At 67.5% G+C, this 18,989-nt stretch carries 20 protein-coding genes; 7 read left to right on the top strand and 13 right to left on the bottom strand.

Annotated features, from left to right (window positions below; translation table 11 throughout):
- Positions 1–18: 18 nt before the first annotated feature.
- The 8 genes from EKM57_RS10080 to coxB all read right to left on the bottom strand — a co-directional run bounded on the left by EKM57_RS10080 (position 19) and on the right by coxB (position 6,488).
- Entirely contained in the window at positions 19–627 is a 609-nt protein-coding gene (locus EKM57_RS10080; RefSeq protein ID WP_129792362.1) for an SURF1 family cytochrome oxidase biogenesis protein, read from the bottom strand.
- Positions 624–995: a DUF983 domain-containing protein gene (locus EKM57_RS10075; protein ID WP_129792361.1), complete on the bottom strand. Its 372-nt coding sequence runs from the start codon at positions 993–995 to the stop codon at positions 624–626. Before EKM57_RS10075 ends, EKM57_RS10080 begins: the two co-directional genes overlap by 4 nt.
- Positions 996–1,075: 80 nt before the next feature.
- Positions 1,076–1,891, bottom strand: coding sequence for a cytochrome c oxidase subunit 3 (locus EKM57_RS10070; protein WP_129792360.1), 816 nt, complete (start codon positions 1,889–1,891; stop codon positions 1,076–1,078).
- 60 nt (positions 1,892–1,951) lie between these two features.
- On the bottom strand, positions 1,952–2,506 hold the full coding sequence (locus tag EKM57_RS10065; protein ID WP_129792359.1) for a cytochrome c oxidase assembly protein: 555 nt from the start codon (positions 2,504–2,506) through the stop codon (positions 1,952–1,954).
- Positions 2,503–2,637 (bottom strand): hypothetical protein, encoded by a 135-nt coding sequence (locus EKM57_RS22665; protein WP_256386879.1) that lies wholly within the window; start codon positions 2,635–2,637, stop codon positions 2,503–2,505. Before EKM57_RS22665 ends, EKM57_RS10065 begins: the two co-directional genes overlap by 4 nt.
- Positions 2,634–3,542: a heme o synthase gene (locus EKM57_RS10060; RefSeq protein WP_129792358.1), complete on the bottom strand. Its 909-nt coding sequence runs from the start codon at positions 3,540–3,542 to the stop codon at positions 2,634–2,636. Before EKM57_RS10060 ends, EKM57_RS22665 begins: the two co-directional genes overlap by 4 nt.
- 114 nt (positions 3,543–3,656) lie before the next feature.
- Positions 3,657–5,330, bottom strand: a complete 1,674-nt coding sequence (gene ctaD / locus EKM57_RS10055) for a cytochrome c oxidase subunit I (RefSeq protein ID WP_129792357.1) — start codon at positions 5,328–5,330, stop codon at positions 3,657–3,659.
- 15 nt (positions 5,331–5,345) lie between these two features.
- Entirely contained in the window at positions 5,346–6,488 is a 1,143-nt protein-coding gene (coxB, locus tag EKM57_RS10050; protein ID WP_129792356.1) for a cytochrome c oxidase subunit II, read from the bottom strand.
- A gap of 299 nt (positions 6,489–6,787) precedes the next feature.
- On the opposite strand from coxB, the gene pyrE reads away from it, so the two are divergent.
- From pyrE to EKM57_RS10025, 5 genes are all read left to right on the top strand, one after another.
- Entirely contained in the window at positions 6,788–7,372 is a 585-nt protein-coding gene (pyrE, locus tag EKM57_RS10045) for an orotate phosphoribosyltransferase (protein ID WP_129792355.1), read from the top strand.
- 6 nt (positions 7,373–7,378) lie between these two features.
- Positions 7,379–8,110, top strand: a complete 732-nt coding sequence (locus EKM57_RS10040; protein WP_129792354.1) for a pyridoxine 5'-phosphate synthase — start codon at positions 7,379–7,381, stop codon at positions 8,108–8,110.
- Positions 8,111–8,225: 115 nt separating this feature from the next.
- Entirely contained in the window at positions 8,226–8,639 is a 414-nt protein-coding gene (acpS, locus tag EKM57_RS10035) for a holo-ACP synthase (protein WP_129792353.1), read from the top strand.
- A 14-nt stretch (positions 8,640–8,653) separates the two neighbouring features.
- Positions 8,654–9,562: a signal peptidase I gene (gene lepB / locus EKM57_RS10030; RefSeq protein WP_129792406.1), complete on the top strand. Its 909-nt coding sequence runs from the start codon at positions 8,654–8,656 to the stop codon at positions 9,560–9,562.
- Positions 9,559–10,656 carry an AI-2E family transporter gene (locus EKM57_RS10025; RefSeq protein WP_243450973.1) on the top strand — a complete coding sequence of 366 codons (1,098 nt, stop codon included), beginning with the start codon at positions 9,559–9,561 and terminating at the stop codon, positions 10,654–10,656. The genes lepB and EKM57_RS10025 overlap by 4 nt, the downstream gene beginning before the upstream one ends.
- Positions 10,657–10,814: 158 nt before the next feature.
- Here EKM57_RS10025 and EKM57_RS10020 read toward each other — a convergent pair whose 3' ends face one another.
- From EKM57_RS10020 to EKM57_RS10000, 5 genes are all read right to left on the bottom strand, one after another.
- Complete coding sequence (locus EKM57_RS10020) at positions 10,815–11,408, bottom strand: FKBP-type peptidyl-prolyl cis-trans isomerase (protein ID WP_129792352.1); 594 nt, start codon at positions 11,406–11,408, stop codon at positions 10,815–10,817.
- Positions 11,409–11,489: 81 nt separating this feature from the next.
- The gene (gene rpsU / locus EKM57_RS10015; protein ID WP_010126124.1) at positions 11,490–11,696 is read right to left on the bottom strand and encodes a 30S ribosomal protein S21; all 207 of its coding nucleotides are present in this window, start codon (positions 11,694–11,696) and stop codon (positions 11,490–11,492) included.
- Positions 11,697–11,876: 180 nt separating this feature from the next.
- A complete protein-coding gene (locus EKM57_RS10010; protein ID WP_129792351.1) occupies positions 11,877–13,190 on the bottom strand; it encodes a DEAD/DEAH box helicase in 1,314 nt (437 codons plus the stop codon).
- A gap of 214 nt (positions 13,191–13,404) precedes the next feature.
- Complete coding sequence (locus tag EKM57_RS10005; protein ID WP_129792350.1) at positions 13,405–14,970, bottom strand: class I adenylate-forming enzyme family protein; 1,566 nt, start codon at positions 14,968–14,970, stop codon at positions 13,405–13,407.
- A 52-nt stretch (positions 14,971–15,022) separates the two neighbouring features.
- On the bottom strand, positions 15,023–15,640 hold the full coding sequence (locus tag EKM57_RS10000; protein WP_129792349.1) for a TetR/AcrR family transcriptional regulator: 618 nt from the start codon (positions 15,638–15,640) through the stop codon (positions 15,023–15,025).
- 239 nt (positions 15,641–15,879) lie between these two features.
- Between EKM57_RS10000 and EKM57_RS09995 the strand changes: the two genes are divergently transcribed.
- Positions 15,880–16,710 (top strand): alpha/beta fold hydrolase, encoded by an 831-nt coding sequence (locus tag EKM57_RS09995; protein ID WP_165357323.1) that lies wholly within the window; start codon positions 15,880–15,882, stop codon positions 16,708–16,710.
- An 11-nt stretch (positions 16,711–16,721) separates the two neighbouring features.
- Positions 16,722–18,971: a TonB-dependent receptor gene (locus EKM57_RS09990; RefSeq protein WP_129792347.1), complete on the top strand. Its 2,250-nt coding sequence runs from the start codon at positions 16,722–16,724 to the stop codon at positions 18,969–18,971.
- The last annotated feature ends 18 nt before the right edge of the window (positions 18,972–18,989 follow it).

The raw sequence follows: 18,989 nt of genomic DNA, 5'->3' as shown, positions 1-18,989 counted from the left end.
GCAGGGGACCGAGGACGGTCAGCCCCCCCGCCGCCGGAGCGCGAGCCAGTAGATCGCCGCCGCCGCCGCCGCGAAGAAGAACCATTGAGAGGCGTAGGCGAGGTGATTGTTGGGGATCTGCTCGATCGTGGGCGAAGCGCTCGGCACGAGCGGCGGCACGGCGGAGGCGCTGGTGAGCACGATCGGCCCCTCCGCCTCGGCCGAGCCCAGAGTCCCGGCCACGATTCCGTCCAGCGTGATCCTCCGGCGATCGTCGGGAAGCGGCGACCAGCCGGCGTTGACCACCAGGCGCCCGGCGAGACCCTGCGCTCCGGGGCGGCACGGCACGAAATAGCTGTAGCCGCCGGCACCCTGATCGTTTCGGCTGCGACCGCCGCGAAGGTCCGGCGCCGCATCCCGCGCCCGGCAGGTGACCAGAACCCGCCGGAAAGCGAGCGTCGGCAGGTCCGCGCTACCCCGCGCCAGCAACGGATCGAGGTCGAGGGCCGGAAGGGCCGCGGCGGCGGCATAATCGGCGAGCATTCGGTCCTTCCATTCGGCGCGCTGGAGCTGCCAGAAGCCAAGGCCGATCATGGTCGCCACCGCGGCGGCGACCAGGAGCGTCGCGACGATCGGGATTCGCTTCACGATTCCTCCCGCTTGATTCGTCCCTCGCGCGCGCGATGGCGATATTCGAGCGCGAGCAGGGCCGCCTTGGAAAGCCGCAGCAGACTCAGCGTCAGCACGATTGTGAGCGGCAGCCAGAGCAGGACATGGATCCACCAGGGCGGCGATGCGGAGAGCTCGGTCAGGATGGCGAGCGCGACGACTATGCCGCCGACGATGAAGATCAGGAAAGCAGCCGGGCCGTCGCCGACGTTGAAGGACTGGAAGTCCAGCCCGCAGGCACGGCATCGGGGCGCGAAGGTGACGAGGCCGGCGAACAGGCCGCTATTGCCGCAGCGCGGGCAGCCGCCCCGCAGCGCCGTTGCGAGCGGCCGGATGTCAGTATCCATGGGCTTGCATATGGGAAAAGGGGCCCCTGCTTCCCAGCAGGAGCCCCGGAATTTTCACCGGCCGAAGCCCGCGGCGAAGCTTAGTGATATTCGGCGCCCCAGCCGCCCCAGATATAGATGCACAGGAACAGGAACAGCCAGACGACGTCGACGAAATGCCAATACCAGGCGGCCGCCTCGAAGCCGAAATGCTGGGTCGGGGTGAAGTGTCCCTTGTAGGCGCGCGCCAGGCAGACGATCAGGAAGATCGTGCCGATGATGACATGGGCGCCGTGGAAGCCCGTCGCCATGTAGAAGGCCGACGTGTAGATGTTGTCGGTGAAGCCGAACGGCGCGTGCAGATACTCGTAGGCCTGAACGCCGGTGAAGATGACGCCGAGCCCGATCGTCGCCCACAGACCGTTGATGAGGCCGCGCCGGTCGCCGTGGATCAGCGAATGGTGCGCCCAGGTGACGGTCGTCCCCGAGCAGAGCAGGATCAGGGTGTTGAGCAGCGGCCAGCCGAACGGGTCCATGACATGCATGCCCTCGGGCGGCCAGACCCCGCCGACGGCATCGACCTCCGGCGGAAAGAGCGCTGCGTTGAAATAGGCCCAGAACCAGGCGACGAAGAACATCACTTCGGAAGCGATGAACAGGATCATGCCGTAGCGCAGGTGGAGCTGGACGATCGGCGTGTGATCGCCCGAATGCGCCTCCCGGATCACGTCGGCCCACCAGCTGAACATCGTGAAGATCACGCCGAGGACGCCGGCGAAGAACAGGTAGGTGCCGAACGGATTGTCGTGCATCCACATGACGAGCCCGCCGAACAACACCAGCGCCGACACGGAGCCGACCAGCGGCCACACGCTGGGCGGTAGGATGTGGTAGGGATGGTTCTTCGCTCCGGCCATTCTTACGTCCCTATTCTCTCTTTCAGCGGGTCGGCGGCCGCCGCCCGGCGGTGAAGGTCTCTAGCTGCCAGCCTCGGGCTGGTCCACGGGGTAAAAGGTGTAGGAAAGGGTGATCTCGCTGATGTCGCGCGCGTCCGGATCGTCCAGGATCGCCGGGTCGACGAAGAAGATCACCGGCATGCGCACTTCCTGGCCCGGCGACAGGGTCTGCTCGGTGAAGCAGAAGCACTGGATCTTCGAGAAATATTGCCCCGCCTGGGTCGGGGTCACGTTGAACGTCGCCGTGCCGGTGACCGGCCGGTCCGATTCGTTGCGCGCCGTGTAGAGCGCGATGTTGCGCGCCCCGATGGCGACGCGGCGGTGCGTGTCGACCGGTTCGAACGTCCAGGGCAAAGCCGACGAGGTATTGGCGTCGAAGCGCACGCTGATCATCCGCCCGACCGCGCCGGGCACGGCATCGGCCTCGGCGCGCTGGGTCGTCCCGGCGAAGCCGGTGACTTGGCAGAAGATCCGGTAGAGCGGCACGCTCGCGAAGGCGAGGCCGACCATGGCTATGGCGATGAGCGCCGCGATCGCGGCGGTCCGGCCGTTCCGATGCGCGACATCCGCCCTCATTGTGCGCCCATCCTCGCAATGGTGATGAAATAGAGCAGGATGACGAAGCCGCCCAGCGCCAGCCCCATCACGATCGCTCGGGCGCGCTGACGTCGGCGGATCTCGTCGGTGTCGGGGTCGGGCGCGCTCATGGCATCAGCAGCTTGTCGGCGACGAGCGCGCCGAACAGCACGAAGAGATACAGGATCGAGAAAGCGAAGAGCTGCTTCTCCGGCTTCATCTCCGCCGGCTCGGCGGAACGGTTGACGAGCACCCTGAACGCGAGCGCGAGGAAGATCAGGCTGAACGCCACGGCGGCGAGACCGTAGACCGCGCCGGCAAGGCCGAGCGGCCAGGGCGCCACCGCGGCCGCCGCCATCGGCAGGCTGTAGAGCACGATCTGCACGCGCGTCGCCCCCACGCCGGCGACCACCGGCAGCATCGGCACGCCCGCTTTCGCATAGTCAGAGCGGACGAACATCGACAGCGCCCAGAAATGCGGCGGCGTCCACAGGAAGACGATGGCGAACAGGAGCAAGGGGAGCAGGTCCGCCTGGCCGGTCGCCGCGGCCCAGCCCACCAGGGGTGGAAAGGCGCCGGCGGCGCCGCCGATGACGATGTTCTGCGGCGTGCGGCGCTTCAGCCACACCGTATAGACCAGGACATAGAACAGGATGGAGACGGCGAGCACGCCGGCGGCGAACCAGTTGGTCGCCAATCCCATCAGCAGGACCGAGAAGATCCCCAGCCCGACTCCGAAATGCAGAGCGGATTCGCGGTCCATTCGTCCTGCCGGCAACGGCCGCGACCGGGTGCGCTTCATCACCGCGTCGATGTCGGACTCGTACCATTGATTGAGCGCCCCCGCCGCGCCGGCGCCCAGGGCGATGCACAAGACGGCGGTGAAGGCGAGGACGGGGTGCATCGTCACCGGCGCGGCGAGCAGACCGCACAGGCCGGTGAACACCACCAGGCGCATCACCTTCGGCTTGGTCAATTCGACGAAGTCCCGCCATTCGGCAGGAAGCGTCCGGGGGGTTGCGGTCGTCGTCGTCATTCTTTGCTCTTTTCCTCCCCGCCCGCGAGCGGGAGGGGATGCAGGGGTGGGCATGCGTGCCGCCATGCCTTCTCAGCCCCCTTTCCCCTCCCGCGGACGGGAGGGCACACGCGATCAGTCGATCTTCGGCAGCGTCTCGAACTGGTGGAACGGCGGCGGGCTGGACAGGGTCCATTCCAGCGTCGTCGCCCCCTCGCCCCACGGATTGTCCGGCATCTTCTTGCCCGCGAACAGCGACCAGAAGATGTTGATGAAGAACACCGCCATGCCGGCGATCACCAGCAGGAAGCCGTAGAAGACGATCTCGTTCCAGGACGCGAACGCGTCGGTATAATCGGGCACGCGCCGCTGCATGCCGTCCATTCCGAGGAAGTGCATCGGGAAGAAGACGATGTTCACGCCGACGAAGAACAGCCAGAAATGGAGCTGACCGAGAAACTCGTTATACTGCCGGCCCCACATCTTGCCGAACCAGTAGTACCAGCCCGCGAACAGCGAGAAGACGGCTCCGAGCGACAGCACATAGTGGAAGTGGGCCACCACATAATAGGTGTCGTGCATGTAGGTGTCGATGCCGCCATTGGCGAGCACGACGCCGGTGACGCCGCCCACGGTGAACATGAAGATAAAGCCCAGCGCCCACAGCATCGGCGTCTGGAAGGTCAGCGAGCCGCCCCACATGGTGGCGATCCAGCTGAAGATCTTGATGCCGGTCGGCACCGCGATCACCATCGTGGCCGCCGTGAAGTACATCTTGGTGTTCACGTCCATGCCGACCGTGAACATGTGGTGCGCCCACACGACGAAGCCGATCACGCCGATCGCGACCATCGCATAGGCCATGCCGAGATAGCCGAACACCGGCTTGCGGCTGAACGTGGCGACGATGTGGCTGATCATGCCGAAGCCCGGCAGGATCATGATGTAGACCTCGGGATGGCCGAAGAACCAGAACAGGTGCTGGTAGAGGACCGGGTCGCCTCCGCCCGCCGCGTCGAAGAAGTGGGTGCCGAAGTTGCGGTCGGTCAGCAGCATGGTGATCGCGCCGGCCAGCACCGGCAGCGCCAGCAGCAGCAGGAAGGCGGTGACCAGCACCGACCAGACGAACAGCGGCATCTTGTGCAGGGTCATGCCCGGCGCCCGCATGTTGAAGATGGTGGTGATGAAGTTGATAGCGCCGAGGATCGACGAGGCGCCCGCAAGGTGGAGCGCGAAGATCGCCATGTCGACCGCGGGTCCGCTCGATCCGCTGGTCGACAGCGGCGCATAGACCGTCCAGCCGACGCCCGCGCCGAGGCCGTTGCCGCCGGGAACGAAGGCCGAGCCCAGGAGCATGATGAAGGCCGGCGGCAGCAGCCAGAAGGAGATGTTGTTCATCCGCGGGAAGGCCATGTCGGGCGCGCCGATCATGAGCGGGACGAACCAGTTGCCGAATCCGCCGATCATCGCCGGCATCACCATGAAGAACACCATGATGAGGCCATGCGCCGTGATCAGCACGTTCCACAGATGGAGGCCTTCGTCGAAGGTCGCGCCGGGACTCATGACACCCGCCCAGGCTTCGAGATACTGGATGCCGGGTTCGGCCAGCTCCCAGCGCATCAGGCCGGAAATGGTGCCGCCGATGATCCCCGCGATGATCGCGAAGATCAGGTAGAGCGTCCCGATATCCTTGTGGTTGGTCGACATGAACCAGCGAGCGAAGAAGCCCGGCTTGTGGTCCGCATCGTGATGCGCGTGGCTTGCGCTGGCCTCGAAATGGGCGGCGTTAGCGGTGGTGTCGGTCATATCTGTCTGGCCGCCTTATTCGGTCTGGGTGCTTTCGCGCGAGAGCACCGGCGCCTGCTGCGCCGGAGCTTCGACGGTATTGGAGGGAGCGGGCGTCGCCTCGGTGGCCTCACCGGCCGCGACCGCCGGCTGCGCCGCGGCTGCCGGTTGGGCGGGAGCCGCGCCGGGCATGGTACCGCCCTTGGAGGCGACCCAGGCCGCGAACTGCTCGGGCGGGACGACCTCGACGGCGATAGGCATATAGCCGTGACGCACGCCGCAAAGCTCGTAGCAGACGCCGTAATAGATGCCGGGCCGGTCCGTCTTGAACCAGGTCTCGTTCAGCCTTCCGGGAACCGCGTCGATCTTGGTCCAGAAGGCCGGGACTCCCCAGGCGTGGATGACGTCGTTCGACGTGACGATCACCTTCACCGTCGCTCCGGCCGGAACCACCATCCGCTCGTCGACCGCGAGCTGGCGCGGCTCGCCGCGGGCCTGGGCCTGCTCGTCCTCGAGCATGTTGGAGACGAGCTGGACGCCAAGATCGGGATATTCATACTCCCAATACCATTGGTTGCCGATCGCCTTGACCGTGATGTCCGCCTGGGGCGGCGAATACTGGTGGGCGAGCAGCCGGATCGAAGGCACCGCGATCACCACCAGGATGAGCACCGGCACCAGCGTCCACGCCACTTCGAGAAGCGTGTTGTGGGTGGTGCGCGACGGCGTCGGATTGGCGGCGCGGCGATAGCGGATGATCACCCAGGCGAGCAGGACCAGGACCAGCAGCGTGATGGCCGTGATGGCCGGCATCAGGATGACGTTGTGGAACCAGGCCGCTTCCTCGCCGATCGGCGTGAACTGGTCCTGGAGCGCCGCCCGGCCGTCGGGCTGGCCCACGCCGATCTCGGACCGGGCAGAGCTGGCGAAGGTGACCGACTCGGCCACCTGGGCGTCGCTCGGTTCCTCGGTCGAGATGGTCGGGGCCAAAGCGGGATCGCTCGACTGCTCCGGCTGCGCCGGCTGGGCCTGCGACTGGGCGCTGATCGAGTCGGTCGGCGTTGCGGCCGGCTGGAGGGCCGGCGGCGCCTGAGTCGGCGCGGCAGCCTGGCCTAGCGCCGCAGCCGGGGCGAGCCCCAGGGCAGCGGCAATGGCGAAGAGCTTGAAAAGCGTTCTCATCTAAACCCCTGTGAGCCGCAGGCGAATACGGCAGGTGGATTCGAGCGCCGGGCCGGCGCGACGGGGCGCCTTATAGGCAGGCTCCTCCCGTCCCTCAAGCATGTTGCGCCGCCTTATGCGGCAAGGGGGAAAAGCGCCCGGTTTCTAGCGGGATTCCCACTGCACATCCATGAAATCTTGGGGATTTTTTCGCGCAACGCCGATTCGCGCGGGCCGGGTCGGGCACGGATCCTGGACGCTTGATGCGCGGCGGTGGCTTCCCTATCAGGCGGTCGGCGGGCCATGATCCGGGAAGCGCAATGAACGAAGAGGAAGTCCTCGCGGAATTCCGCGCCGCCGGCGCGCTGCTCGAAGGGCATTTCATCCTGTCCTCGGGGCTGCACAGCAGCCGCTACCTGCAATGCGCTCGGGTCCTGATGGATCCGATGCGGGCTTCGCGGCTGGCGACGGCGCTGGCCGCTTCGATCCCGCGCGATCTGCGCAGCCAGATCGAGCTGGTCGTCTCTCCGGCGATGGGCGGCGTGATCATCGGTCACGAAATGGGACGGGCGCTCGGCGTGGAGGCGATCTTCGTCGAACGTCCCACCGGCCGCTTCGAGCTTCGGCGCGGCTTCGAGGTCCGGCCGGGCCAGAAGGTCCTGCTCGTCGAGGACGTCGTCACCACCGGCCTCTCGTCCCGCGAAGCGATCGAGGCGGTGGAGGCCGCGGGCGGCGAGGTCGTCGCGGCAGCGGCCCTGGTCGATCGGTCGGCCGGCGCGGCCGACCTCGGCCGTCCCTTCTTCACCCTGGCGACGGTCACGGTCCCGACCTATCCCGCAGACGCCCTGCCGCCGGAGCTGGCGGACATCCCGGCGGTGAAGCCGGGAAGCCGCAAGGCGGCCTGATCGAGAATGTCGGCCCACCTCCGCCTGGGGGTCAATATCGACCATGTCGCGACCATAAGGAACGCGCGCGGCGGCGATCATCCCGATCCGGTCCGCGCCGCCTTCGCCGCCGCGGCGGCCGGCGCCGACGGAATCACCGCTCATCTGCGCGAGGACCGGCGCCACATCACGGACGCGGATATCGACCGGCTGATGGCGAAGCTGCAAATACCGCTCAACCTCGAAATGGCGGCGACCGGGGAGATGCTCGACATCGCGCTGCGCCACCGCCCGCACGCCGCCTGCATCGTGCCCGAGAAGAGGGAAGAGCGGACCACGGAAGGCGGTCTCGACGCGGCGGGGCAGCACGACCAGCTCGCTTATTACGTGGATCGGCTCGGTGCCGCAGGCGTCCGCGTCAGCCTGTTCATAGAACCCGATCCGGCGCAGGTGGAGGCGGCGATGCGCCTCGGTGCGCCGGTCGTGGAATTCCACACCGGCCGCTATGCTCATGTCGACGGCGAAGCGCGCGCGGCGGAGCTGCGTCGTATCGCCGACGCCGCCGCGCTTGCGGTGAGGAACGGCATCGAGCCCCATGCCGGACACGGCCTCACCTTCGAGAATGTCGCGCCGGTCGCCGCCATCCCGCAGATCGCCGAGCTCAATATCGGACATTTCCTGATCGGCGAGGCGATCTTTACCGGCCTCGAGGCGAGCGTCGCGCAGATGCGTGCGCTGATGGACGAGGCACGGGGTTGAGGCGCCTCCTTTTCCGTCGTCCCAGCGAAAGCCGGGATCCATGCGCCCGCATCATCCCACACGGACTCAGCTTGGGCCCCAGCTTTCGCTGGGGTGACGGCCTGTCGGAGCCGTCATGATCATCGGCCTCGGCTCGGACCTGTGCAATATCGAGCGGATCCAGAAGTCGCTCGTACGGTTCGGAGATCGCTTCATCGCCCGCGTCTTCACCGACGCGGAACGCGCAAGGGCGGAGCGGCGGCCGTTCACCCGGGCGGGCACCTACGCCAAGCGCTTCGCGGCCAAGGAAGCATTCTCGAAGGCGGTCGGCACCGGCTTCAAGCGCGGCGTCTTCATGCGCGACATAGGGGTGGTCAACCTGCCTTCGGGCCAGCCGACGCTGGAGCTGACCGGCGGCGCGCGCGAGAGGCTTGACGCCATCACCCCGGCGGGCCACGTCGCTCGCATCCATCTCACGATGACCGACGACCACCCGTTCGCGCTGGCCGTCGTCGTCATCACCGCCGAGTCCGAGGAGCGTTTAACTTGACCGATCGCGACCGCATCGACGCGGCCGACACCGCCCCCGGGGATCCGCGCGAACCGAGCGAATCGCCGCCCGCCGACACGACAAGACCGGCGAGGAAGGGCACCGACTGGTGGGCGGAGATCAAGGCGATCTTCTGGCTCATCCTGGCCGTGCTCGCCTTCCACAGCTTCATCGCGAAGCCCTTCTACATCCCGTCGGAATCGATGATGCCGGTGCTGCTGAAGGGGGACCGGCTGGTGGTGAGCAAATATCCCTATGGCTGGTCCTGGGTTTCGCCTTCCTTCCACATCTTCCCGCCTACGGAGGGCCGGCTGTGGGGCCGGATGCCCGAGCGCGGCGACATCGTCATCGCCACGCCGCCGGGTCAGAATTCCGACTATATCAAGCGGGTGATCGGCCTGCCGGGCGACACGATCGAGCTGATCGAGGGCGACGTCTATCTGAACGGGCAGCAGCTGCGCCACGAGCCGCGGCCGCCCGCCATGTTCCCGGTCGACGCCAACCTGCCCTGCACACCGGACGGCTTCAGCAACCATCTCGTGCGCGGCGAGGACGGGCGCATGTATTGCCGGCTGCCGATCGTTCGCGAACATCTCCCCAATGGCCGCTTCTACGACACGATCGACGTCGGCTACTCCCCCGGGGACGATTTTCCCCGCACCACCATCCCGCCGGGTCACGTCTTCCTGATGGGCGACAATCGGGACCATAGCGCGGACAGCCGCTTTCCGACCCGCGAGCAGGGCCTGGGCGGGCCGGTTCCCTGGGAGAATGTCGGCGGCCGCGCCGAGTTCATCACCTTCTCGCTGGACGGCAGTTCGAGCTATTTCAATCCGATCAGCTGGTTCACGGCGCTCCGCGGCGGCCGCGCCGGCAGCTCGCTCCATCCCGATCGGATCGAGCCCGCAGCCGAGGCGCGGTGAAGGACGAGGCGTCTCCGGCCGGCTCGCAGCCGCTGGGGCCGTCGGAACTGCGCGATCCGCTGATCCGTCACGAGCTCAAGCGAGCTAGTGTCTGGTTCGCCATGGGCTTGGCGATCCTCGCCATCATCTTCCTCGCCCAGCCCCTGCTCCTCATCTTCGGCGGGATCGTTTTCGCGGCGATCCTCGACGGCGGTACGCGGCTGCTCGGGCGGGTGTTGCCGATCGCCCGCGGCTGGCGGCTGCTGATCGTCGCTCTGGCGGCGCTCGCCTTCCTCGCCGGCACGGTATGGCTGGCGGGCGTGCAGCTCGCCGCGCAGGCGGCCACCCTTCGCGACATCATCGCCGACCAGATCAGTCGCCTGCTGGAAATCGGCGCCACCTACGGTCTCGGCGTCCGGTCGATCGAGCCGCAGCAGCTGATGCAGCAGGCCCTGAGTTCGCTCGGACGGCTCACGTCGGCGGTCAGCACCGCCCTGGGCGGACTGACCAATCTGGTCATGATCGTCGTCATCGGCCTCTTCATCGCCGCCGAGCCCAACCTCTACGAACGGGGCATCGCGTGGATGCTGCCGAGCGAAACGCGCGAGCGCTTCTACCGCACGTCGGACCGGGTCGGCAGTACGCTGCGGCGGCTGATGGCGGGACGGCTGCTCGGCATGGCGGTCGAGGGAATCGGCACATGGGTCCTGCTGACCGTCGGCGGCGTACCGATGGCGGCGCTGCTCGGCCTGCTGACCGGGCTGCTCGCCTTCCTGCCCAATATCGGCGCGATCATCTCGGGCGTGCTGATCGTGCTGGTCGGCTTCAGCGCGGGCTTCCAGACCGGAATCTGGGCCATTGCCGTCTACGCCATCGTCCAGGTCGTCGATGGCTATCTGATCGTCCCCTACGTCGCCCGCAAGACGGTCGACCTCGCGCCCGCCCTCGTGCTCGGCGCCCAGCTCATCTTCGGCGCCCTGTTCGGCCTGCTCGGCCTCGCGCTCGCCGATCCCCTGGTCGCCATGCTCAAGGCGGCCCTCGAGCAGAAATCCGTCGACGATCATGAGGAAGCGGAGGGGCCGGAAGGGCCGAACGAACCGGCGGCCGCTATCTGAGCCATCCCTCCGGAGGGAAGGTCATTGGACGAGGGCGTGCGACGCACTTCGCATCGAGCCTTGCGGCGCGTTGAAGCGAGGCTTTCCGTTACCGCCGATCGGCCGTCCGCGCCTGGCGGGTTCCAGACTCAGGGAAAATGCAGGGTCGGCTCGCGCCTTTACGGGTTTGTCCCCGCCGGCCCTTCCGGGGTCCCGCCGGCACCGCCCGGCGGCGGCCCGGCGCCATCCGGCGCTCCGCCTTCCGGACCTGCGCCCGGCGGGCCCATCATCTGCTGCATCGCCGCCATGCCGGGGGCGATCTGGAGGACCTCGATCTCGAAAACCAACGTATCCTCGGGCGTGAAGGGCGCGCCCGGCGGCATCGCCTGCTGCACATGCTGCCCCGGCGGGAGCCACAATATGTAGCGGCCGCCCGCCTGCATCAGCTGCAGGCCTTCGGCGAAGCCGGGGAAGACGCCCTCCGTCCCGGTGACGAAGGGCTGGCCGGTGTCGTCGCTGTCCTGGATGAGCGTGCCGTCCTCCTTGCGCAGCTGATAGCGAAGGGCGACCAAGTCTGCCGGGGTGACGGTCGGGCCGGTTCCTTCCTCGACGACTCGATAGCGCAGGCCGGATTCGGTGGTGATCACCTGCTGGCCGCTGGTGCCGATCCACGCCATGGCCCCCGCGGCCAGCGCTAGGACCAGGAGCCCGATCCAGAGCTTGAGCACGGAGCCGCGGGCAAGCGGGCGAATCGGCACGGCGGTGACGGACATCGGGACCCCCAGAAAAAGAACGGGCGGCGATGATCTATCGCCGCCCGTACATTAAGCCAAGCAATGAAGCCGGGCGTCGCCTCAGCGGACGCCGTCGCGCTCCGCCCGCTTGCGCTCGAGCTTGCGGGCGCGCCGGATCGCAGCGGCGCGCTCGCGGGCGCGCTTCTCCGACGGCTTCTCGTAATGGCGCCTCAGCTTCATCTCGCGGTACACGCCCTCGCGCTGCAGCTTTTTCTTCAAGGCGCGCAGCGCCTGGTCGACATTGTTATCGCGAACGATGATCTGCATAAAGGGTGGCCACTCTTCCTTATCCAAATGAGTTGTCGCTGGGCACCAGCGTCCGGCGCCCGTGAAGATATAGTCTATCGTACAAAATATGGCTTCGCCGCGAAGCAGTTCCCCGCAGCGTAGGCGCGCCCGTTAGCAGGGAAGCGCCTGTCTGACAAGGGGAAGCGCCCCGCTGCGCGGTCAGCCGCGCGAGGCGCGCCTCCGGCCGCCGCCCGTCGGCTTCACCGCCGACGCATAGCGGCCGCGCTGTCCGTGCGGACGACGGGGACGTCGCTCGTCCTGTCGCGGCGACCGCTCCTCGCGCAGCGGCACGGCCGGCCGGATCGCCTTGATGCGGGCCGCCTCGGCAGCGAAATTCGCCGGCAGCGGAACCACCTCGATCTTCTGGCGCGTAAGCTTCTCGATGTCGCGCAGATAGGCGCGCTCATCCTCGGCGCAGAAGGCGACGGCGGCTCCGGTCGCGCCCGCCCGGGCGGTGCGACCGATCCGGTGGACATATTGCTCGGCGACGTTGGGCAGCTCGAAATTGATCACATGGCTGACCCCCGACACGTCGATGCCGCGCGCGGCGATGTCGGTCGCCACCAGGATCCGGATCTCGCCGGACTTGAATGCGGCCAGGGCACGCTCGCGCTGCGGCTGGCTCTTATTGCCGTGGATCGCGTTTGCGGCGATTCCGCTGGCGGCGAGCAGCTTCACGACGCGGTCGGCGCCATGCTTGGTGCGGGTGAAGACGAGCACGCGCTCCATCGACCCCTTCTCCGAAAAGCCGAGGCGGATCATCATCGTCAGCAGCGCCTGCTTCTCGGCCTGGGAGACGAAGCTCACATATTGGTTGACCCGCTCGGCGGTGGTGGCGGCGGGCGCCACCCGCACTTCGGCGGGATCGGTAAGAAAGCGGGATGCGAGCTCGCTGATCGCCTTCGGCATGGTAGCCGAGAAGAACAGCGTCTGGCGCTTGGCCGGAACCATTTTGACGATCTGCTTGAGCGCGTGGATGAAACCCAGGTCGAGCATCTGGTCGGCCTCGTCGAGGACGAGGATCTCCACCTCGCGGAGCGTCAGATAGCCCTGCTCCACCAGGTCGATCAGCCGGCCCGGCGTGGCGACGAGGACATCGACGCCGCGCGCGACGTCCTGGCGGTTCTTGCCGATCGAGGTGCCGCCGAAGACGGTCGCCACGCGCATCTGCGAGAACTGGCCGTAGGCCCTGGCGCTCTCGGCGATCTGGCTGGCGAGCTCACGGGTCGGGGCGAGGACGAGCATCCGGCAGGCCCGCGGTCCGGCGCGCTGGTTGGTGGCCCGCAGCCGGTCGATCGAAGGCAGCATGAAGGCCGCCGTCTTGCCGGTGCCGGTCTGGGCGATGCCGAGCAGGTCACGGCCCTTCAGGAGGGTCGGGATTGCCTGGATCTGGATCGGCGTCGCCTGCGAATAATTCTTCGCGGCAAGCGCCTGGAGGACGGGCTGCGACAGCCCGAGAGTCTGGAATGACATGGTCTGGTAACTCACTCATGTGCGGCATCCACGCAGCCGGAATGGCGCGCGGAACGCAGCGGGTTCTGCTGACCCGCGTGAAAAGGGAAAGCCGTTGGAATACGAAGCGGAGCCGGGGCGGTTGACCCCCGGAACGGATCCGGGGCAGGCCGCCTGTTCACGCTGCATGACGCCTCGCTGGAGGCCATGTGGGGGCGAAACGGTTAAAAGTCAATCAACGTGACGAGGCCTGGGCCGGGCTGGGCATATCGGTCCGGCCGGGCACCGGCTCTCCGCGGCCGCCGCCTTCGGCCGTCTCCTGTCCCAGCAGATGCTTCTGGATCTTGCCGGCGGATGTGCGCGGGAAATCCTCGACGAAGTCGAACCGGCGCGGGACCTTGTAGGGCGCCAGCCGCTCGCGGCAGAAGGCGGCGAGCTCGACCGCATCGGTCCGCCCGCCGCGCGCGAGCTGGACGAACGCGCGGCCGACCTCGCCCCATTTCGGGTCGGCCGCGGCGATCACGGCGGCGTCGGCCACCGCTGGATGGGCGGCGAGCACATTCTCCACCTCGATCGGATAGACGTTCTCGCCGCCGGAGATGAACATCTCCTTGCGGCGGCCGGCGACATGATAGAAGCCGTCGGCGTCGCGCCGGGCGAGATCGCCCGAGCGCAGCCAGCCGTCCGGGGTGAAGGCGGCGCGGGTCGCCGCTTCGTTGCGCCAATAGCCCGGGGTGACGCCGGGCCCCGAGAACAGGAGGTCGCCGACCTCGCCGTCCGGCACGTCATCTCCCTGCGCGTCGACGATGCGGACGCTGCACAGGAGTTGCGGCTTGCCCACTGACCCGATCCGGTCCCAGGCGTCGGCGGGGTCGAGCAGGAAGGCGGTGGGGCCTGTCTCGGTCATCCCCATGCCGTTGCATACCCTGATCCCCAGGTCGCGATAGCGCTCGACCAGGGCGTTCGGAAGCGGTGCGCCGCCGCAGCCCCAGTGCCGAACCGAGTCGAGCGGCGCAGCAGGGAAGCGGGGATGGTCGAGCAGCGCCGAATAGACGGTGGGCACGGCGAACAGGGCGTCGACCTCGCGCGCCTCGATCAGCGCCACCAGCGCTTCCGCGTCGAAGGTCTCGAGCAGGCGCACCTTCCCGCCGGCAATGAGCACCGGAAGCGCGTGCAGGTTGATTCCGGCGGTATGGAAGAGCGGCAGGAAGCAGACGGTGCGGTCCGTCGATCTGAGGTCGATGCACGATCCGATATTGACGTAATTGGCGAGAGCCATGCGGTAGGTGTAGATCACCCCCTTCGGCTTTCCGGTCGTTCCCGACGTGTAGATGAGATACCAGGTGGACCGCGCCGGCCAGCGCGTCCGGTGCCCGCCCGGCGATGCCGCCGCGATGAGCCGTTCGTAGTCCTCGTCCAGCCCGATCCGCGGCAGCGGATCGGAGAGCCGGGCCGCCGTCTGCGCGTCGCTCGCGCCATGGACCAGAATCCGGGGCTCGGCGTCGGCGATCAGGCCGTCGAGCTCCGCCGGGGGCATGCGCCAGTTCAGCGGAACCAGCACCGCTCCCAGCCGGGCACAGCCGAACAGCAGCTCGAAAAACTCGATCCGGTTTCGGCAGAGCAAAGCGACCCGGTCGCCCTTGCCGACGCCGCGGGCGGCCATCAGCGTTGCCACGCGCCCGGCCCGCTCGTCGAGCTCGGCATAGGTGCGCGACCGCCCCGACCCCAACTCCTCGAGCGCCACCTTGCCCGGGCTCAGTTCCGCCCGCTTGGCGAGCAGATCGGGAAGATCGTCGGTCATCCCGAGACGCCCGAGGCGACGGCGCGATCGGCCGCGAAGACGAGCGCCGCCCTCATCTCTTCCTCAGGCCCTCGGAAACGAGATCGATCGCCATGTCGGCGACCTGCTCGGGCGTATGGTCGGGCTTCCAGATTCCGTAGCGCATGCCCAGAAACACGCTCATGCCGATCAGCGCCCAGGCGCGAAGCTCGTCCGGGCCATCTGAAATCTCGCCTCGTTCGCGCGCAGCGGCCAGGTTGCGGCCATAGCCGTCGACGAAGGTCAGATAATGCTCGCGGTAGACGTCCTCGGCGACGAACTGCGCCTCCTCGATGATCCGGTACAGCTCGGGATGCCGCCGCACGAAGGAAATGAAGGCGGCGAGGCCGATCCGCTCCGCCGCCAGGCGGTCGGGCGCTCCGGCCACGGCTTCGGCGACATGGGCACGCACCGCGTCGCTCATGTCGCGGACCAAGGCCCGGAACAGTTCCTCCTTGCTCCCGAAATAGGTGTAGAAGGTGCCGAGCGCGACACCGGCGCGGGCGGTTATCCCGGTGATCGCCGCTTCGTGGAAACCCCGCTCGCCAAACTCCTGCGCAGCCGCCTCGAGCAGCTTGCGCACGGTCCGGCGCCCTCGCTCGGTGCGCGGCGCCTTTTCGGCCGAGACGGCCGCCTGGCCGAGATCGTTCATGCATTTCCTCCCGGCATAGAAACTGAACCGGCTTTCAGCTTTGCGCAAGCGTGCGCCGGTTCGGCTTGCGCAAGGCGAAGGCCAAGCGCCCGCCTGGCCATCCCCCTAGCTGCTGCAGGGCCGCAACACCGGCCGATCAATGTCGTCGGGCAATCAACATGAACATTGACTCAACTTTCATGTTAGGCAAGGGACGGCGGGTCGGCGCCCGAACCGAAAGGCGCGGCGGGGGAGAGGGTTTGAGGTCGTTCATCGCATCGGACGGGGCGCGTATCTGCTATCGCGACGAAGGCCGCGGCATCCCGCTCGTGCTGCTGCACGGGCTCATGGCCCATGGCGGCTTCTTTCGTGAACAGACCGCGCTCGCGGACCATTTCCGCCTGATCCGCATCGACCTTCGCGGCCATGGCGCCTCGGCGCGTCCCGGCGAGCGGCCAACCATCGAGCGGATCGCCGCCGATGTCTCCGGCCTGGTCGAGGCGCTCGATCTCCACGGAACGATCGGCCTCGGCTGGTCGCTCGGCGCCACCATACTCTGGCACGTCCTCGCCGGCGCCGCCGCCGGCCGCTTCGCCGGTGCGGTGGTGGTCGACATGACCGCGCGCGTGCTCAACGACGAGGAATGGGACCTCGGCCTCTCCGCCGAGGCGTGCGCCGCGCGCACGGCCGCGATCCGCGCCGACTTCGCCAGCTTCGCCGCCGCCGCGGGGCAGGCCATCTTCGCCGATCCGAGCGCCGAGGGAACCCGGGAGCTGGCCGCCTATGCGAGCGCCGAATTCGCGCGAAACGATCCGGCTACCATTGCCGCGCTCTGGGAGTCGCTGGTCGGTCAGGACGTCCGCGCGCTGCTGCGCGGGATCCGCCATCCCACACTGATCGCCCACGGTGCCCGCTCCAGCCTCTATGGAGAGGACACCGCGGACCATCTCGTCGCGGCTCTTCCGGAGGCCCGGGCCGTCCGCTTCGATCGCTCCGGCCATGCTCCGCATCTGGAGGAGCCGGACCTGTTCAACCGCACGCTGCGAGCCTTTGCGGAGAACCTCCGCACCACGCAAGCCACGAACATCTGAGGGAGGAAGCCATGTCCACATCGTCACGTCTGCTGAACGGCCTGAAGGTCGGGGGCGCTGTCGTCGCCTTCGCTGCCGCCGCTGCGCCGCTCCACGCCCAGGTGAGCGACGAGGAACAGGTCGCGGCCGCCAATGCCGCCGGAATCGAGGAGGGCGGCGGGGAGGAGATCCTCGTCACCGCCCGGCGTCGCGCAGAAAGCCTCCAGGACGTCCCGATCTCCGTCACTTCGCTGGACGGCGAGACGCTCGAGGATCAGGGCGCGGTCGACCTCACCGCGGTGATGCAGAGCACGCCAAACACCACGCTCCAGATCGCCCGCGGCTCCAACTCCACCCTGATCGGCTTCATCCGCGGCGTCGGCCAGCAGGACCCCCTCTGGGGCTTCGAGCCCGGCGTCGGCCTCTATCTCGACGACGTCTACGTTGCCCGTCCCCAGGCTGCCGTTCTCGACATTTTCGACGTCGAGCGGATCGAGGTGCTGCGCGGCCCGCAGGGTACGCTCTACGGCCGCAACACGATCGGCGGAGCGGTCAAATATGTCACCCGCCGCCTCGGCAACGAGTTCGGCGGACGCGTGCGCGCCGCTTACGGCACCTACGACCAGATCGACCTGGTAGGCTCGATCACCGCGCCGGTCAGCGATACGCTCAGCGTCGGCGGCGCCGTCGCCTGGCTGCAGCGCGACGGTTTCGGCGAAAACCTCAACACCGGCAACGAGCATTACGACAAGAACGTGCTTGCCGCCCGCGCTTCCATCGAGTTCGCGCCGACCTCCAACCTGTTCTTCCGGCTCGCCGGCGACTGGATCCGCGACAGGTCCAACGCCCGCCACGGCCATCGGGTCGTCGGCAATGCCGGGCTCCCCGATTTCGAGCCGCCGGCGGACGAATATGACACGCGCGCCGGCGCGGGCGATCCCAACGAGGTCGAGACCCGCGGCATCTCGCTCACGGCGGAATGGAACGTGACCGACCAGGTCACCTTGAAATCGATCAGCGCCTATCGCGACGGCGAGACGGAAGGGAATATCGATTTCGACGGCACGCCGCAGCCGATCCTCGACATTCCGGCCTTCTACGAGGACGACCAGGTCAGCCAGGAATTCCAGATCGTCTACGAAGGCGATCGGCTCCAGGGGGTCGCCGGCGTCTATTATCTGGACGGCCATGCCGCCGGCGCCTTCGATACGGTGCTCGGCAATGCCGGACTCACCATCTTCACGGCCGGCAGCGTCGATACCCGCAGCCTCGCCGCTTTCGCCGATTTCAGCTACAACCTTTCCGACCAGTGGCGGGTCTCTCTCGGCGGCCGCTACACCGACGATCGCCGTCGCGGGACCGTCCTGCGTCAGACCTTTGCCGGTCTGCGCAGCCCCTTCTTCGGAAACGAGGCAGCGGTGCCGGTGGTGCTCAACACCGACTATACCAACACCCGCAACGATGCCGAGTTCACGCCCCGCGCGAGCATCTCCTACCTGCCGACGCCCGACGTGACCGTCTACGCTTCTTACTCGCGCGGCTATAAATCCGGCGGATTCGACATGCGCGGCGACGCATCGCTCACACCCGAAACGGTGAACGGCTACGATCCGGAGACGGTCGACGCCTACGAAATCGGCCTGAAGGCCTATGCCCTGGACCGAGCCCTCTATTTCAGCCTGGCCGGCTTCTACTCCGACTATCGCGACCAGCAGGTCACCGTTCAGGTGCCGGTCGGCGCGAACGTGGCGAGCTTCGTCAACAATGCTGCCGATTCGCGGATCTTCGGCTTTGAGGCGGAGGCGCGGGCGAACGTCACCGACAATTTCTCGGTCTCGGCGATGCTGGGCTACATCAATGCGGACTTCAAGCGCGTGATCACCTTCGATCCGGTGACGCAGCAGGAGGTCGACGTCTCGGACATCTGGGACTTCCAGAACACGCCTGAATTCTCCTTCGCCGTCTCGCCGACCTGGCGCCACGACCTGGGCGGAGCGGGAACGATCAGCTTCACGCCGTCGGTCTCCTACCGGTCCGAATATCAGCAGTTCGAGGTCCCCAACGCCCTCCTCGACGAGGACGGCTACACGCTGGTCGACGCGGCCCTGGTTTGGACCTCGGCGAACGAGCGCTACCAGGTCTCGCTGGTCGGCCGGAACCTCGCCGACGAGCGCTATCGCATCGGCGGCTACAACTTTCCGGGCGCCCTGTTTGGCAACTCGATCGTCGCCTTCTATGGCCCGCCGCGAACGGTCACCCTGACCGGCGAAGTGAGGTTCTAGGGCGTGACGAACCAGGGG

The sequence above is a fragment of the Sphingosinicella sp. CPCC 101087 genome, from assembly GCF_004151485.1.
Taxonomy (GTDB): Bacteria; Pseudomonadota; Alphaproteobacteria; order Sphingomonadales; family Sphingomonadaceae; genus Allosphingosinicella.
Note: the sequence above shows the minus strand (reverse complement) of the source record. Positions and strands in the feature narration are given on the sequence as shown.

Bases quoted from the DNA above. Each gene is read 5' to 3' on its own strand.
- EKM57_RS22665 (WP_256386879.1), bottom strand. From the start codon at position 2,637: ATGAGCGCGCCCGACCCCGACACCGACGAGATCCGCCGACGTCAGCGC.
- EKM57_RS10005 (WP_129792350.1), bottom strand. From the start codon at position 14,970: ATGACCGACGATCTTCCCGATCTGCTCGCCAAGCGGGCGGAACTGAGC.
- EKM57_RS09990 (WP_129792347.1), top strand. From the start codon at position 16,722: ATGTCCACATCGTCACGTCTGCTGAACGGCCTGAAGGTCGGGGGCGCT.
- coxB (WP_129792356.1), bottom strand. From the start codon at position 6,488: ATGAGAACGCTTTTCAAGCTCTTCGCCATTGCCGCTGCCCTGGGGCTC.
- rpsU (WP_010126124.1), bottom strand. From the start codon at position 11,696: ATGCAGATCATCGTTCGCGATAACAATGTCGACCAGGCGCTGCGCGCC.
- EKM57_RS10060 (WP_129792358.1), bottom strand. From the start codon at position 3,542: ATGACGACGACGACCGCAACCCCCCGGACGCTTCCTGCCGAATGGCGG.
- EKM57_RS10070 (WP_129792360.1), bottom strand. From the start codon at position 1,891: ATGGCCGGAGCGAAGAACCATCCCTACCACATCCTACCGCCCAGCGTG.
- EKM57_RS10010 (WP_129792351.1), bottom strand. From the start codon at position 13,190: ATGTCATTCCAGACTCTCGGGCTGTCGCAGCCCGTCCTCCAGGCGCTT.
- EKM57_RS10065 (WP_129792359.1), bottom strand. From the start codon at position 2,506: ATGAGGGCGGATGTCGCGCATCGGAACGGCCGGACCGCCGCGATCGCG.
- EKM57_RS10075 (WP_129792361.1), bottom strand. From the start codon at position 995: ATGGATACTGACATCCGGCCGCTCGCAACGGCGCTGCGGGGCGGCTGC.
- pyrE (WP_129792355.1), top strand. From the start codon at position 6,788: ATGAACGAAGAGGAAGTCCTCGCGGAATTCCGCGCCGCCGGCGCGCTG.
- EKM57_RS10000 (WP_129792349.1), bottom strand. From the start codon at position 15,640: ATGAACGATCTCGGCCAGGCGGCCGTCTCGGCCGAAAAGGCGCCGCGC.
- ctaD (WP_129792357.1), bottom strand. From the start codon at position 5,330: ATGACCGACACCACCGCTAACGCCGCCCATTTCGAGGCCAGCGCAAGC.
- EKM57_RS10020 (WP_129792352.1), bottom strand. From the start codon at position 11,408: ATGTCCGTCACCGCCGTGCCGATTCGCCCGCTTGCCCGCGGCTCCGTG.
- EKM57_RS10040 (WP_129792354.1), top strand. From the start codon at position 7,379: ATGTCGGCCCACCTCCGCCTGGGGGTCAATATCGACCATGTCGCGACC.
- acpS (WP_129792353.1), top strand. From the start codon at position 8,226: ATGATCATCGGCCTCGGCTCGGACCTGTGCAATATCGAGCGGATCCAG.